General features: G+C 60.0%; 14 protein-coding genes. 8 read left to right on the top strand and 6 right to left on the bottom strand.

What is annotated here, in order from left to right:
- Positions 1-115: 115 nt before the first annotated feature.
- The 7 genes from I3J13_RS08770 (at position 116) to I3J13_RS08740 (ending at position 5869) form a co-directional block, all read left to right on the top strand.
- Positions 116-916, top strand: coding sequence for an SDR family oxidoreductase (locus I3J13_RS08770; RefSeq protein ID WP_059757916.1), 801 nt, complete (start codon positions 116-118; stop codon positions 914-916).
- Entirely contained in the window at positions 913-1620 is a 708-nt protein-coding gene (locus I3J13_RS08765) for an ABC transporter permease subunit (protein ID WP_196378563.1), read from the top strand. Before I3J13_RS08770 ends, I3J13_RS08765 begins: the two co-directional genes overlap by 4 nt.
- The gene (locus I3J13_RS08760) at positions 1617-2378 is read left to right on the top strand and encodes an amino acid ABC transporter permease (protein WP_035225052.1); all 762 of its coding nucleotides are present in this window, start codon (positions 1617-1619) and stop codon (positions 2376-2378) included. The genes I3J13_RS08765 and I3J13_RS08760 overlap by 4 nt, the downstream gene beginning before the upstream one ends.
- Positions 2375-3139 carry an amino acid ABC transporter ATP-binding protein gene (locus I3J13_RS08755; RefSeq protein WP_196378562.1) on the top strand — a complete coding sequence of 255 codons (765 nt, stop codon included), beginning with the start codon at positions 2375-2377 and terminating at the stop codon, positions 3137-3139. Before I3J13_RS08760 ends, I3J13_RS08755 begins: the two co-directional genes overlap by 4 nt.
- 31 nt (positions 3140-3170) lie before the next feature.
- Positions 3171-4007, top strand: coding sequence for an ABC transporter substrate-binding protein (locus I3J13_RS08750; protein WP_035264884.1), 837 nt, complete (start codon positions 3171-3173; stop codon positions 4005-4007).
- A 90-nt stretch (positions 4008-4097) separates the two neighbouring features.
- Positions 4098-4772 (top strand): 4-carboxy-4-hydroxy-2-oxoadipate aldolase/oxaloacetate decarboxylase, encoded by a 675-nt coding sequence (locus I3J13_RS08745; protein WP_003519667.1) that lies wholly within the window; start codon positions 4098-4100, stop codon positions 4770-4772.
- 65 nt (positions 4773-4837) lie between these two features.
- Positions 4838-5869, top strand: coding sequence for an L-idonate 5-dehydrogenase (locus I3J13_RS08740; protein WP_196378561.1), 1032 nt, complete (start codon positions 4838-4840; stop codon positions 5867-5869).
- 73 nt (positions 5870-5942) lie between these two features.
- On the opposite strand, the gene I3J13_RS08735 is transcribed toward I3J13_RS08740, so the two are convergent.
- Positions 5943-6884 carry a GNAT family N-acetyltransferase gene (locus tag I3J13_RS08735; RefSeq protein ID WP_196378560.1) on the bottom strand — a complete coding sequence of 314 codons (942 nt, stop codon included), beginning with the start codon at positions 6882-6884 and terminating at the stop codon, positions 5943-5945.
- A 235-nt stretch (positions 6885-7119) separates the two neighbouring features.
- Here I3J13_RS08735 and I3J13_RS08730 point away from each other — a divergent pair, with 235 nt between their 5' ends.
- A complete protein-coding gene (locus I3J13_RS08730) occupies positions 7120-7464 on the top strand; it encodes a hypothetical protein (protein ID WP_196378559.1) in 345 nt (114 codons plus the stop codon).
- A gap of 39 nt (positions 7465-7503) precedes the next feature.
- On the opposite strand, the gene I3J13_RS08725 is transcribed toward I3J13_RS08730, so the two are convergent.
- The 5 genes from I3J13_RS08725 to I3J13_RS08705 form a co-directional block, all read right to left on the bottom strand.
- Entirely contained in the window at positions 7504-8649 is a 1146-nt protein-coding gene (locus I3J13_RS08725; protein ID WP_003519654.1) for an alpha-hydroxy acid oxidase, read from the bottom strand.
- Positions 8650-8699: 50 nt separating this feature from the next.
- The gene (locus tag I3J13_RS08720; protein ID WP_196378558.1) at positions 8700-10367 is read right to left on the bottom strand and encodes an acyltransferase; all 1668 of its coding nucleotides are present in this window, start codon (positions 10365-10367) and stop codon (positions 8700-8702) included.
- A gap of 5 nt (positions 10368-10372) precedes the next feature.
- The gene (locus I3J13_RS08715) at positions 10373-12238 is read right to left on the bottom strand and encodes a DUF2264 domain-containing protein (protein WP_196378557.1); all 1866 of its coding nucleotides are present in this window, start codon (positions 12236-12238) and stop codon (positions 10373-10375) included.
- Between the two features lie 70 nt (positions 12239-12308).
- Entirely contained in the window at positions 12309-13589 is a 1281-nt protein-coding gene (locus tag I3J13_RS08710; protein WP_003519651.1) for an ABC transporter substrate-binding protein, read from the bottom strand.
- A gap of 48 nt (positions 13590-13637) precedes the next feature.
- A complete protein-coding gene (locus I3J13_RS08705; RefSeq protein WP_196378556.1) occupies positions 13638-14342 on the bottom strand; it encodes a DUF624 domain-containing protein in 705 nt (234 codons plus the stop codon).
- Between the last annotated feature and the right edge of the window lie 17 nt (positions 14343-14359).

Raw genomic sequence — 14359 nt, 5'->3', positions numbered from 1 at the left:
TCGCTGAAAGTGGTGCAATCGCCATCCATACAAGTTGCTTATTACTCCAAAAAAAATCGGTCTTAGGCAAGCGATGAAAGCTTCACTAATGTTTGCTCAACGATAGGGGACAAACATGCCATTCTCAGACTACAAGACCGCACTCGTAACCGGCGCATCTTCCGGAATTGGCGCCGCCGTCGTGGAGCGCCTTTGCCGCGAAGGGCTGGAAGTGCATGCGGTTGCCAGAAGCGCGGACGCTCTCAACAAGCTGGCGAAGCGCACGGGCTGCTTTGCCCATGCCATCGATGTGACGGACCGGCCGGCGCTTGCAAAGCTGACGAGCGAAGTTGCGTTCGATGTCCTCGTGAACAATGCCGGCGTCGACCGCCCGAAGAAGTTTCTGGAAGCGGATGAGAGCGATATCGATCTCCTGATCGACGTGAATCTTCGCGCCGTGCTGCATCTATGCCGCATGGTGGTGCCGGGCATGGTGGCGCGCGATCGCGGCCATGTCATCAACATCTCCTCCATTGCCGGCAATTATAATTTCGGCGGCAATTCCACCTATCATGCCAGCAAGGCCGGCGTGGCGATGCTGTCCAACCAGCTGCGCATCGATGCTTTCGGCAAACGCGTGCGGGTGACGGAAATCTGCCCCGGTCGTGTCGCGACTGATATTTTCAACCATGTGCATGGCGATGATCCGAGCATTCGCGAACGTTTCATCGATGGTTTCGAATTGCCGCAGGCTTCCGATATCGCCGATGCGATTGCGTTTGCCATCGCCGCACCCGTGGCCATGAATATCGGCCACATGGAAATTACCCCGACGCTTCAGGTCATGGGCGGGCTGCAGACGGCCAAGCCCCAAACGGTTGAAAATCGGCCGGCTGAAAAGGTCGCGGCGGGCGGAGCCGGAGGAAAAGTCGCGTGAGCGGTTTTGACCTCGGCGCAATCTTGAACAATGCGGACTACGTCTGGATGCTTTTGCATGGCATCCAGATGACGTTCATCATCTATGCCGGCTCGTGGCTGCTCGCCATGTCGCTTGCCATCGTGCTTCTCGCCATCCGCCTCTCGCCCTTCCGCTTCGGCGATCCGCTGGTGGCGGCCTATGTGTCCTATCATCGCAACGTGCCGACGCTGGTGCAGCTGATGCTCTGGTATTTCGGCGTCTTCACGCTGCTGCCGAGCGGGCTTGCCAGCTGGCTTTCCAGCCACAATGCGGAAGCGATCTTCGCCATTATTGGCCTCGGTCTCTGTCAGGCGGCCTATTTCAGCGAGGATCTGCGTTCGGGCGTTCGCTCCATCAATCCCGGCCAGATGGAGGCCGCACGTGCGCTCGGGCATAGCTATGTCTCGGCCATGCGGTTCGTCATCATGCCGCAGGGCGTTCGCAACGCGCTGCCGCCGCTCATCAACCACAGCACCTCGCTTTTCAAGAACAGCAGTCTCGGCGTTCTGATCGGCGCACCGGAACTGACCCATGCGGTCAAGGAAGTCGAAAATCTGAGTTTCCGGACGTTTGAGGTCTATCTGGTCGCCACCGTGCTTTATCTGTTCTTCTCGCTGCTGATCATGGGTCTCGGAGCCTATATCTCCATGCGTGCCGATCCTCTGCGGAGGGCGCGGGCATGATCCACGATATGATCGCAATCATCCAGGATTACTGGCTGCTGCTCCTGATCGGCCAATATCCCAACGGCCCGCTCGGCGGCCTTGCCAACACGCTCATCCTGTCGGCGCTCAGCATCGCGCTTGCCTTTCCCGTCAGCATCCTGATGGCGCTGGCGCGGCTGTCGAAATGGCGGGCCCTGCGCTGGCCGGTGACCGCGGTGGTCTATTTCACCCGTGGCGTGCCGCTGCTGATGCTCATTCTCTGGAGCTATTTTCTCGTTCCGCTCTGGACCGGCGCCGATGTGCCGAGCTTCGTCACCATGCTCACCACGCTCGTCATCTATCAGGGCGCTTTCATGAGTGAAGTCGTCCGTGCCGGCATCGTATCGCTGGGCACGGGGCAGATGGATGCAGCGCGCGCGCTTGGCCACGGTTATTTCGGTGCGATGCGTTATGTCATCCTGCCGCAGGCGCTCTACAACATGATCCCGAGCCTGATCTCGACTTTCGTATCCACCATCAAGGATACGACGCTCGGTTACGTCATCAATGTGCCTGATCTGACCTTTGCGGCAAACCAGGTGAACAATCAGCTTTTGACCCAGCCCTTCCAGGTCTTCCTCATTCTGGCGCTGGTTTATTACATCATCTGCTGGTCGCTCACCCATGTCGCCAATCTTCTCGAGCGGCGTATCGCCCGCCGCCGGGCCGGCCCGCGCGGCAAGCTTGCCGCAGACACGGCACCGGCCCCCGCCAATATCGCTACGGAGCAGCTATGACCGCGCCAGTTTCCGCCACTCAGGACTACACCATCACGCTTTCGCAGGTCTGCAAAAGCTATGGCGATTATCAGGTGCTCAAGGATGTCAACGAAAACGTCACCCGTGGCGAGGTCGTGGTCATCTGCGGGCCGTCGGGTTCCGGCAAGTCCACCCTCATCCGCACGATCAACCGTCTGGAAGAGATCAGCAGCGGTGCGATCATGCTGGACGGCAGGAACATCCATGCCCAGATGCGCGCAAAGGAGCTGAACGCGCTGCGCAGCCGGGTGGGGTTCGTCTTCCAGAGCTTCAACCTCTTCCCGCATCTTTCGGTGGTGGAGAATGTCTCCATGTCGCCGATCCGGGTGAAGGGTGTTTCTCCGGCCGTCGCCCATGACAAGGCGCTGAAGCTTCTCGACCGCGTTGGCCTAGCTGACAAGGCCAGCTCTTACCCGGCCCAGCTCTCTGGCGGCCAGCAGCAGCGCGTCGCCATCGCGCGGGCGCTCGCCATGGAGCCGCCGGTCATGCTGTTCGACGAACCGACGTCTGCGCTCGACCCGGAAATGGTCGGCGAAGTGCTCGCCGTCATGAAAAGCCTCGCCGCCGAAGGCATGACCATGCTCTGCGTCACCCATGAAATGGGCTTTGCCCGGGAAGTGGCCGACCGCATCTGGTTCATCGATGCCGGGCGCATTCTCGAAACGGCAAAACCGGACGAGTTTTTCAAAAATCCGCAACATCCGCGTGCCCAGCGGTTTCTTGCCGATTTGAGACACTAGACCCAACCTCTATAATAACGGGAGAACTGAAATGAACTGGAAGTGCATTACTCTTACCGCCATATTGGCAACCTCGGCTGCGGTCATTCCGGCCAAGGCCGACCAGCTCGACACGATCATTGCGAACAAGACGCTGCGTTGCGCGACATTCGCCGATGTGCCGCCTTTCGCCTCGCCGGACCCGAAGACGCGCGAAATGGCCGGCTTCGATGTTGATCTGTGCGGCGCCATCGCCAAGGAACTCGGCGTCAAGGCGGAGGTCAAGCCGGTGTCGGTCGAAGCGCGCGTTCCCGAAGTCAAGCTCGGCCGCGTCGACCTCTCGGTCGCCAACCTCGCTTACACCCAGAGCCGCGCCGAACAGATTCAGTTCAGCGATCCATATTACCTGGCTAAGGAAATGCTGATCGTTCCGGTTGACGACCCCGGCACCAAGAAGTCCGATTTCGTCGGCCAGCGCATCGCGTCCAGCAAGGGCTCGACATCGGAACTCTCCGTCAAGCTCAACAAGTCCGAGCCGCTGACGTTCCAGGATACGGCATCCGCCTATCTCGCCGTCCAGCAGGGCAAGGCGCGCGGCATTGTCGGCAACACCATGACGATGACCAAGTTCGTCAATGAATCCAAGACCAAGGGCAAGCAGATGCGCATGATCGAAGAGCCGATGCTCTTCCAGCCCATCGGCATCGGCATGGCCAAGGACAACCCGGCGCTCACCGCGAAGATCAACGAAATCCTGCGCAAGCTCGATGCGGATGGCGAAATCAACCGCATCTGGGACAAGTGGCTTGGCCCGAACACCGAATACAAGATGACGCGCACCGACAAGGTCGTGCCTCTGTCCGAACTGAAGTTCGACCCGATCCCCTGAGCTTCGGCTCAGCCTCGGCCAATTTTCAACTCTTCAACACTATCGGTCGGCGAGACGCTCTCGCCGACAGCTTCAACGTGGGAGGTTTTCATGATCCACATTAAAGATATCGCGCAGCGTCCGGCCAAGGCGGATGTCGACGCCCTTGCCAAATTTTCTCCCGCCACGATCCATGAGGCGCAGGGACGCCGCGGCGCATTGTCTTCGCGGCTGAAGCCGGTCGATTATCGCATGAAGCTCTGCGGCCCGGCCTTCACGGTCAAATGCGCACCGCGCGACAACATCATGCTGCAGCTGGCCATCAACTATGCCAAGCCGGGCGATATCATCGTCGTTTCCGCTGGCGAATATGAAGAAGCCGGTTCCTTCGGCGACGTGCTCGCCAATGCCTGCCTCGCAAAAGGCATCGGCGGCTTGGTAACGGATACCGGCGTGCGCGATACGCTGCAACTGCGGGACCTCGGCTTCCCGGTCTTCTCGCTCAGCGTCTGCATCAAGGGCACGGTCAAGGAGACCATTGCCGCGGTCAACGACCAAGTGATTGTCGGTGGCGAGATCATCAATCCGGGCGATATCATCGTTGGTGATGCCGACGGTCTCGTCGTCGTCAGGCGCGAGGAAGCGCAGGAAGCGGCCAAGCTTTCGCAGGCCCGCGAAGATGCCGAGGCCGGTTACATCGAAGCCTACAAGCAGGGTAAGTCGGTGATCGAGGTCAGCAAGCTCGAGCCGGTTCTGAAAGCCAAGGGCCTCGTGGTCGATATCTGAGACAAGTCCGGACAATGGGCAACGGCGGCGACTGCCGCCGTGTGAGCCTTATGGGAGGAGAGACTATGAAAGCGGTTGTCATCCACGCGGCGAAGGATCTGCGGATCGAGGAGCGAGAGACCGAGCAGCCCGGTCCGGGACAGGTCGAGGTGGCCATCGAAGCGGGTGGCATCTGCGGCTCCGACCTGCATTATTACAATCATGGCGGCTTCGGCACGGTGCGCGTGCGGGAGCCGATGATCCTCGGCCATGAGGTGGCCGGCACCATCAAGGCTTTGGGGGAGGGTGTCTCCGGCCTCGCCGTCGGCGACCGTGTTGCGGTATCGCCGAGCCGGCCCTGCAACCATTGCGAATTCTGCCTTAAGGGCCAGCAGAATCAGTGCCTGAACATGCGCTTTTATGGTTCCGCCATGCCCATGCCGCATATTCAGGGGGCATTCCGTCAGCGTCTCGTCGCCGAGGCATATCAGTGCCACAAGGTGCGGGATGGCATCTCCATTCATGAAGCGGCCATGGCCGAACCCTTCGCGGTAACGCTGCATGGCGTCAACCGCGCCGGCGCATTGACCGACAAACGCGTTCTGGTCACCGGCTGTGGGCCGATCGGCGCACTCGCCATCATCGCCGCCCGCGCCCATGGCGCCCGGGAAATCGTCGCAACCGATGTCATGGACGCGGTTCTGCAAAAGGCGCTCGCCATCGGCGCCGACCGTGTCATCAACGTCGCCAGTGAGGCCGATGCGCTCTCCGCCTATTCGGCAAACAAGGGTTATTTCGATGTGCAATTCGAGGCGTCCGGCAATGAAAGGGCCGTCCGTTCGGGTCTCGAAGCGCTGAAACCGCGTTCCACCGTGGTTCAGCTCGGTCTTGGCGGCGATGTGTCCATTCCGCAGAATATGGTGGTCGCCAAGGAAATCGAGATGAAGGGTACGTTCCGGTTCCATGAGGAATTCGGACTTGCCGTCGATTTCATCAATCAGCGCCGCGTCGACCTGAAGCCCCTGCTGACTGGAACCTTTCCGCTAGAAGAGGCAGTTGCGGCATTCGAAGCCGCCGGCGACCGAAGCAGGTCGATGAAGGTTCAACTCGCCTTTTAACGGGTGCCGATATCTGATTTCGAAACGGCCGCAGGACGATTCCGATTGCGGCCGTTTATACGTGGTTGAAAGATCATTCGGGCCGTGACCGGACAAAGCGCTGTTCCAGAACCTCGCTTCCCCACTGGCTGCCCGGATGTTCCTCTACGCATGCGAAACCATGGGCTTCGTAGAGGTGCCGTGCGGCCAAGAGGCCGTTGAATGTCCAGAGATGGGTTTCGGCAAAGCCTTTTTCATCGACGAAGGCCAGCGCGGTTTCCAGCAACCTGCGTCCGACACCTCCACCGCGCACGCCGTCATCAACGATGAACCAGCGCAGATGCGCAATATCCGCTCCGAGATCTTCGCCATCGATAGCGACGGAGCCGATGATCTCCTGTCCGCGCATTGCGACCCAGATCGCATTCTTCGGGCTTTCGAGCCGGTTGCAAAAAGCCGCGAGGCCTTCGGCCACGACGGATTCGAAACGCTGGCCGAAGCCGGATGTCCGGGCGTAATAGAGCGCGTGCATCTGTGTAATCCGGGCAATGATGCCCGGCCTGTATCCCTCCAGAATCTCTATAGAGGGAGCAACGGTATCGGTCCTGTCTCCCAGCGCATCGGCGTAAAGACGGAGCCCCTGGAGGATCGTGTGAGCATCCGCCGACGTAAGCTGCGTCAGGGCGCCGGAGACCTGCCGGTTCGCGAAGCCATGAATGGCGCCCACCTGTTCTTGTCCCTGACCCGTAAGACGCAGCCGCTTGATGCGGCTGTCCCCTTCATCCGTTTCTTCGCGGACATCGCCCGAGAGGACGAGCTTGCGCAACATGCGGCTGACACTCGATTTTTCAAGCCGCAGAAGTTTTCCCAGATCCCGCGCCGTGATGTCGGGGCATGCCTCGATCTCGATCAGGGCATGCACGGCGGAGGGCGGCAGATCGGTGCCGGCAAAGTCTCCCCCCATGAAGCCGAGTTCGCGGACGAGTCGGCGCGAGGTGGAACGGATGTCGTTTATGGGGAAGGGTTGTTGGGGCACGTTTAATCCATTATGGTTGCATCATGCAACCATAATCATATTCCGCTTGACTTGCCAAGATTGCTCCCGACGTAAAAGGCTGGCTTTCTCAGCAAAAGCGGGCAATCTGCTCTTCCGGTCGCCGACAATGGCGGCTAAACCGATATTATCGGCAAGATGGATATTCGCTGAGATCGCGCGGCGCGACTTTACCTGCGCCGTTTGCGGCAGTTGATTATCCGGCTATGGAGCAGGCATGCCCGACACGCCCCGATTTTTCCGTTACGCGGTTTTAGCGGCCATGTTTCCCGTGGCCGTCCTCGGCCTGGTGGCAACCCCGAACGAATATCGCGCCATCGGCGTCGAGGCCGTCGATTGCGATGGCCCCATATCCGTTCTGATTGCCGCGGTGCCGGCGCTTGCGGTCTATGCAATTATCGGCTGGATGTTTCTCTCCGGAGCCAAGCGCCATCGCTCGCTGATTTCAGCCTGTTTTTGCGGACTTGTTTGCCTGGCGCTCGTCTGGAACATTGGCATGGCGCTTCAGGAGCAGCGGCGAAACGCGGCTGAAATGGCATGCGGTTTCAGTAGTCGGTTGTGACCGCGCTCCGCCCCAGCTCTTCCCTAACGTCCCGCCTGTTCAACGGAACCGAAGGTTCCGGCGTGTGAGCTGATCGACGGAGGTGCAGCCCATCAGCTTCATGCCGCGCTCGATTTCGATGCGCATCAGCTCGAGCGCCCGTTCGACGCCCGGTTGCCCGGCAGCAGCCAGGGGGAAAAGGTAATAGCGGCCGAGCCCTACGGCTTTTGCACCGAGGGACAGTGCTTTCAGAACATGGGTACCGCGCTGCACGCCGCCATCCATCATCACATCGATCCGGTCGCCGACCGCATCGACGATCTCGGCCAGCTGATCGAAGGCGCTGCGGGAGCCATCGAGCTGACGCCCGCCGTGATTGGAAAGCACGATGCCGCTGCAGCCGATCTCCACGGCGCGTCTGGCGTCATCCACCGACATGATGCCTTTAAGGCAGAACGGCCCGCCCCATTCGCGCACCATCTGCGCCACATCGTCCCAGTTCATCGAAGGGTCGAGCATGTCGGTGAAATAGCGGCTGATGGAAAGAGCGCCGCCGTCCATTTTAATGTGGTCGTCGAGCTGCGGCAGGCTGAAGCGCTCATGCGTCAGGTAATTGATGCCCCAGGCCGGCTTGATGGCGAATTGCGCGATGCCGGAAAGATTGAGCTTGAACGGAATGGCAAAGCCGGTGCGCTTGTCGCGCTCGCGGTTGCCGCCGGTAATACTGTCCACCGTCAGCATCATCGTCTCGACGCCGGCGCTCTTGGCGCGCGCCATCATATCGCGGTTGAGGCCGCGGTCCTTGTGGAAATAGAACTGATAGACCTGCGGGCCGCCGCTGATCCGGCGCGCCTCTTCAAGGCTTGTGGTGCCAAGCGAGGAGACGCCGAACATCGTACCGTATTTCCCCGCCGCTGCCGCAACCGCCCGTTCCCCCTGATGGTGGAAGAGGCGTTGCAGCGCCGTCGGCGAACAATAGACCGGCATGGACAGCTTCTGCCCCATGACGGTGACCGACATATCCACATCTGCCACGCCCCGCAGCACATCGGGAACGAGATCGCATTTTTCGAAGGCGGCTGTGTTTCGCCGATACGTCACCTCGTCATCGGCGGCGCCGTCTATATAATTGAAGATCGGTCCGGGCAGACGCTGTTTGGCCATGCGGCGAAAATCGTGGAAATTATAGCAGTCTTTGAGTTGCATCTTTTACTCGACCGGTCCGGTTTGAAAGCTTTCAAAAGAGTGTCGGAAACCTATACCGGAGATTGAGAGCGGGCAATCAGGCCACGGACGATTTCCGCAGGCTCGAAGCGATGGATGCCGCGAGGTCGGAACGGCAGGAGATGTTCCGCATCGAGAAGCTTCGCTGAAAGCCAGAGAACCGACATCCACATTTCCGTGCCCTGCAGCCCGGCCGGATGTCCCTCGGCGAAGGCAAATCCCCTGTTTCTTTGCCAGCGTCCCTCAATTCGGCGCAGAATTTCGCGGGCGATTTCCTTCGCCTCGTCCTGCCGGTGATCCGTCTGTTTCAGGCACAGAAGAAGCGGATGGATCGTATCGAGCAGGTTGCAGGCATTAAAATCCGCGCCATGGAAACCGCCATAGGCACGATAATTGGCGATAACGGAGTCAATTGCTGCTTCCGGATAGGGAAGGGGCAGGCCGAATTGTGCGTAAGAGCCGCGGGTAAGCCGGTAAAAGCCGTTGACCGGTTGCAGCAGGCCCTGCGCGGCAGTCGGCTCACCCCAAAGCCCGGTGGTTTTACCCACATTCATCGCCAGCCAGCCGAAAAGAACGGTGAGGTTGTCGCCGGATGTGAAATAGCGCCTGTTGAAATAAAGCGCGGTGGCAATGGCGTCTATGGTGGCGCCGCAATGCCATGCCCGGCTTTGCCACGGCAATTCTTCCAGCAGGAGGATGAGTTCGTCGGTGCGCAGACGCTCCACGAAAGCGATTGGCTGTTTCGGCGCAGCACCGAAACATTCAAGTGCATATCCGACAGCCAGAATATTATAGAGGACGGCAGGGTCCTTCTCGGGAGGCGTCGAGGGGCGGTGGTGACGATTAAGAAACAGCCCCGTTTCCTGATCCTGCAAGTCCTGAAGAGTGGCCACGGTTTTTACGGCATCGAAAGCAATAGTCTCCTGCCCGAAGGCTGCTGCGATCTCGATGGCATCGCACAGATGCCTGACGCTTTCGACCTCACGTCCGGATGCATCGGCGGAACGATAGATGCCATCCTCGCCATAGGAGCGGATGGCGGCAAGCCAGTCGTCGGCAATCTCCTTGCCGAGTTCTTGCAGCAGGCCATCGGGTTCCATCAGCTTCGGCGCGGACGCTTTTTCTCCGCGATATCGCAGAACCCGGGCGGGAACGCCACCTGCAATGGCCATGGCGGGAATGTCCTTCGCCACCACCGCGCCTGCGGCGATAATTGCGCCGCGCCCTATTTTCACGCCATCAAGCACAACCGCATTGGCGCCGATCCAGACGCCGTCGCCGATCTCTATCCCGAGTGAGGTCAGTGGTTGGCGATAGATCGGAGTTTCAATGTCGTCGAAGCCATGGTTGAAGCCGACGATGCTGACATGTGAGGCGATGCGCACGCCGTTGCCGATTGTGACCTTACCGGAAAGACAGGCATAGGGGTTGATCGAGACATTTTCGCCGAGTTCGATATCGCCGCGCACGATTGCGTAACCGGCGATCCACGACTGTGCACCCATAAGGAGTCTATCCGTATGCACCTCGGCCCTGGCGGCGATGTAGACGCCCTGCCCGAAAACGGTGTTGGCAGAGCGCTCAAGGCCGCGTAACCGCGCTTGGTGGTCGGGGCTGTCGATATCCTCTCGTCTCCGCTCCCAGGTCAGGATGTTCAGCCGATCCGGTCTCTGGGAAACACCCGGTGTGTCGTCGGTCATCTCCGTCAGCCTGCGCGGTTTTCATCGAGAGCATAGGCGGGAACGCGCCGCCCCTCCCGTTTGAACATCTCTTCCAGCCTCGGGAGATCGGGACTTTCGGGGAGGACAGCCAATACGGCCTCTGCTTCTTTGCCGGCCGGCAGTGCCATGGCCGCCGTCACCAGCAGCGTTTCGCCGGAGGCGATGGTGCCGCGCAATTGCGGAACAAGGGTTCTGGCGTGAATGAGGTTGGTATTGGCGATTGCCTGATGGCACACGCCTTCGCGCTGAATGCCAGCCGAAAGATCGACGATGAGGCTGGTGTCAGTCTGTCCGTAACAGACAGCGCGACCTTCACTCGCCTCGGTGCGGTCGCGGTTGAAATCGGCGCGTTCTATGGCAAATCCGCCTTCCGATATTTGCAAGGGGCGCGGGGTGCGGATGCGGTGCAGCCTTATGTGCCAGGGGTTTTGCGGCACGAGCCAGGTTTCGATCTCGACATCCGCCCATGGCCGCCAGCGGGAATAGAGGCAATCCCCGGCGATCAACGCCTCTTCCATCGTCTCGCGGGTGCGAAAGTGCACGCCGTCGTCGGAAAGGCCGAGCATGCCGTCGAAACTCGCGGCGGCGAAATGCCGGTCATCCGCCTCGACATTGAAGGCGTAACGGGTGGAATAGACGAATTTCGAATATTTTTCCTGCGCGCCACGCATCCTGTCGTGCTGCTGCCCGGAGGACAGGACCACGATATTGCCCGGCGTATGAAAGGCCACCATGCCGGGCTCCGCCAAGGGAACCGGTTGGGTAAAGTCCTGCGGTTCGGCCTCTTCCGCAGTCCAGAACGGGTGATCGGCGGGCAGCGCCAGCGGCAGGAAAAATTTGAGCGCCCAATAGGGCGAGCAGGGAGAATTATAGCTCTCGCTCATCAGAAGGTTTGGGTAGCCATATCCGACCGACAGGACGCCGTCGCGGTCCGCGATCGGCCGCTTCGACCACCAGCGGATATGGCGCATGTAATAACCCTTGATCTCCGGCCACGGCAGCGCTTCCAGACCGGAAAAGGCAAGAGCGCCCCAGAAACCGCCCGCCGCAAAACGGTAGGTCTGGCTGCGCCCGAAGGCGAGCGATGCTCCGTCGGGCCCGAACCAGTGGCGTATGTCACGGGTGAAAATGCGCGAGCGTTCGAGCAAACGTGTTTTTCGCGTGTCGTCACCTTTCGCCAGCACCGTATAGATCAGGCCGTAAAAATGCATGGCGAAGGGAATATAATGGTCGACCCGGCGCACCGGCCCGTCGCGATACCAGCCGTTGCCGATATCGAAAGCCTCGAGTTCATCGAGATAGGTTTGGGTCTTGGTCCGGTCGAATTCCACGCCGACCCGCTCCAGCCCAAGATCGATCAGAACACGGAAAAATTTCCAGTTATTGTCGACGAATTCCCGCTCGCGGGCGGCGAGAAGATAGGCGGCGACAGCCCGCCTGTCCGTTTCGGCAAGCGGCTCCCAGATATGTTCGGGAACCATGGCGAGCGCAAATCCTATCGCCGCCAGTTCGACCAGCCGCTGGTGCCGATCAGCCGTATCGCCCCAATATTCGGGGTGGGCGGGGTTGGCGCCATTGGCCAGTCCACGTCTGTAGAGATCCCAGTGGGGAAAGTCATAACCGCCGGCGGCAAGCGGAACGATGCCCCATAATGGCCGGGCAAAACCTTCCAGTTCCGCCGCAGGAAAATCGAAAATCGCCCCCGTTGCTCCGAGCCGCACCCGCGCGCCGCCCGGTGAAAAACAGGCAAGCAGCGGGTTGAAGAGATCGATCACCGCCTTTGCGAGATCGTCCCTGCCGAGAAGCGGATTGTGAAAGAGCGGATTGGCTGTGGCGGTCTCGTGAGGCACGGGTGCAAATGTCCGGAATTCATGATCAAAGGAAAGGGCCGCAGGCTCATCGCCCGCGGCCCTGTGGCAATTATTTGATGGCCTTGACGCCGTCATTCATGTCCTTGATGCCGTCATCGATGGAAATATTGTCGGTCATCAGTGCATCATGCACGCGGTTCAGAACGACTTCGATCTTGGCCGCATTCGGGTTGACCGCCATTTCCAGATAGGCCTTGCCCGCCTGCAGCGCGTCCTTGCTGTTCTGGTCCTGCGGGAAGCCCGGCAGCGCTGCGATCTTCTCGGCCACATCATCGGTTCTGAGTGCAGGGAAAGTGCCGGTGGAGGCGATGATCGCCGCACCCTCAGGTCCGGTAACGAAGTGGATGAAGTCCAGCGCCGCTTCCTTGTGGCCGGAATTGGCATTGACCGACAATCCGGCAATCTGCGCGGCCGTCGCGCCTGCCGCCACACCATCCGGATGGGGGAATTTCACGATGCCCCAATTGACGCTTTTCGACTCGCCGGATTTCACCTTGGCGATCTGGGTGCCGACAAACCATGTGCCCATGGGCAGCATGCCGATCGTTCCGTTAAAGAACAGAGCGGAATAATGGGTGTTCGATGTTTTCAGCGAGGCATAGGACGGTATCGCGCCGCTTTTCTGCAGGGCAAGCGCACGCTCATACCAGGGTTTCAGGAATTCATAATTCCCGTCCACCAGCGTGTGCTTGCCGTCCTGAATACCGGGCAGCTGCACCGTCGAACGCCAGGTGTGCAGCAGCGCGCCATAGGTGCGGTTGGCGCCCATGCCGCCCTTCAGCTTGCCGGCGATCTCATCGAACTGCGCCCAGCTCATGTCGTTGGTGGGGTAAGGCACGCCGGCCTTGTCGAAAATATCCTTGTTGTAGTAGACCACCCAGAAATCCGAGCGGAACGGCAGGGCGTAAATCTTGCCGTCGATGGTCAGCTCCTCGATCAGGCCGCCATAGGGGGCCGTCTCGATCTTCTGGTCCTTGATGAAGCCGCTGAGATCGGTGATGTTGCCGGCGCGCACCAGATTGGCATAGCCGGGCACATCCTTGATGGTGACGACATCGATATCCTTGGAGCCGCCGGTGAGCTGCGTGGATATCATCTGCGTATAATCCTGTGAGCCGAGGTCGACCACCTCGAACGTCACATTCGGATGCTTCTGCTTGTAGGCCTCCATCAAGGGCTTGAAATAAGCGCCCTTGTCCAGGTCCCACAGCGCCCATTTCAGCGTGACGGGTGCATCGCCCGCAGCGAACGCCGTTCCTCCCATGCCCATGGCAATGCCGAGACCGGCGGTTGCGAGAGCGAATGCACGTCTGGTTGTCTTAAACTCCATAGCCCGTTTCTCCTTCCCTGACTGATGTCGTTTTGATTCTGGTCTGCTTTAAGTGCCGCTCCCCGCCGGTTCGGGCATCCGCACGCGTGTTTTCGCAGTAGCGTTTCTCGCTGCGAAGCAGAGGGCGAACATGCCGAGCGAAAAATTGATGGTGGCCGGCATGAACACCGACACCGGATAAAAGAGGATATGCGCTATCCAGAGCGCTGCGACGAAGCCGAGCGCCGCAAGCATCGGCAATGGCCTGGTAAGCGCCAGAAACGCCGCCTGCCGCAGGGTTTCCGAAAGCGGCAGGTCCCGCTTGGCCAGAACAACGCTGGCATAGGCGCTGAGGAGGATGAGAAACAGCGTGACCGCCAGGCTGATCGCAAAAGGTAGGCTATAGACGAGCTGGAGCCGGGTGGCCCCGGCATAGCTGACAGTCGCGTAAACACCGGCGCTCACCAGCAGGGCGCTTACAACCACAAGCGCGGTGCCGCGCAGGGCGAATTTCCGCAAGGCCTCGAGAAAGTCGCGCAGCAGATAGGTATTCTCGTCATTTGCGAAGGAAACAGAGACACGGGCCATGGCCAGCATCGCCGCCGGCATCGTCACCACCGGCAGGCTGGCGATGATGAAGAGGAGGTTGAGCTTCACCATCTCCCACCATTCGCGCTTGATGATATCGAGGAAAAGGGCAAGGCCGGTCAGCGGCGGGGCGTTCTTGTCGATCCCGGCCCCTTCCTTTGTCCATAACCCTTCCAGCCATTGCATCGCGTTTCTCCCCGTCG

The organism is Agrobacterium leguminum, assembly GCF_015704895.1.
GTDB classification, from domain to species: domain Bacteria; phylum Pseudomonadota; class Alphaproteobacteria; order Rhizobiales; family Rhizobiaceae; genus Agrobacterium; species Agrobacterium leguminum.
The sequence above is the reverse complement of the archived record's forward strand: the minus strand, read 5'-3'. Positions and strand labels throughout refer to the sequence as shown.

Coding starts and splice junctions, on each gene's coding strand:
- I3J13_RS08770 (WP_059757916.1), top strand. CDS start 116: ATGCCATTCTCAGACTACAAGACCGCACTCGTAACCGGCGCATCTTCC.
- I3J13_RS08760 (WP_035225052.1), top strand. CDS start 1,617: ATGATCCACGATATGATCGCAATCATCCAGGATTACTGGCTGCTGCTC.
- I3J13_RS08755 (WP_196378562.1), top strand. CDS start 2,375: ATGACCGCGCCAGTTTCCGCCACTCAGGACTACACCATCACGCTTTCG.
- I3J13_RS08750 (WP_035264884.1), top strand. CDS start 3,171: ATGAACTGGAAGTGCATTACTCTTACCGCCATATTGGCAACCTCGGCT.
- I3J13_RS08745 (WP_003519667.1), top strand. CDS start 4,098: ATGATCCACATTAAAGATATCGCGCAGCGTCCGGCCAAGGCGGATGTC.
- I3J13_RS08740 (WP_196378561.1), top strand. CDS start 4,838: ATGAAAGCGGTTGTCATCCACGCGGCGAAGGATCTGCGGATCGAGGAG.
- I3J13_RS08730 (WP_196378559.1), top strand. CDS start 7,120: ATGCCCGACACGCCCCGATTTTTCCGTTACGCGGTTTTAGCGGCCATG.
- I3J13_RS08725 (WP_003519654.1), bottom strand. CDS start 8,649: ATGCAACTCAAAGACTGCTATAATTTCCACGATTTTCGCCGCATGGCC.
- I3J13_RS08720 (WP_196378558.1), bottom strand. CDS start 10,367: ATGACCGACGACACACCGGGTGTTTCCCAGAGACCGGATCGGCTGAAC.
- I3J13_RS08710 (WP_003519651.1), bottom strand. CDS start 13,589: ATGGAGTTTAAGACAACCAGACGTGCATTCGCTCTCGCAACCGCCGGT.
- I3J13_RS08705 (WP_196378556.1), bottom strand. CDS start 14,342: ATGCAATGGCTGGAAGGGTTATGGACAAAGGAAGGGGCCGGGATCGAC.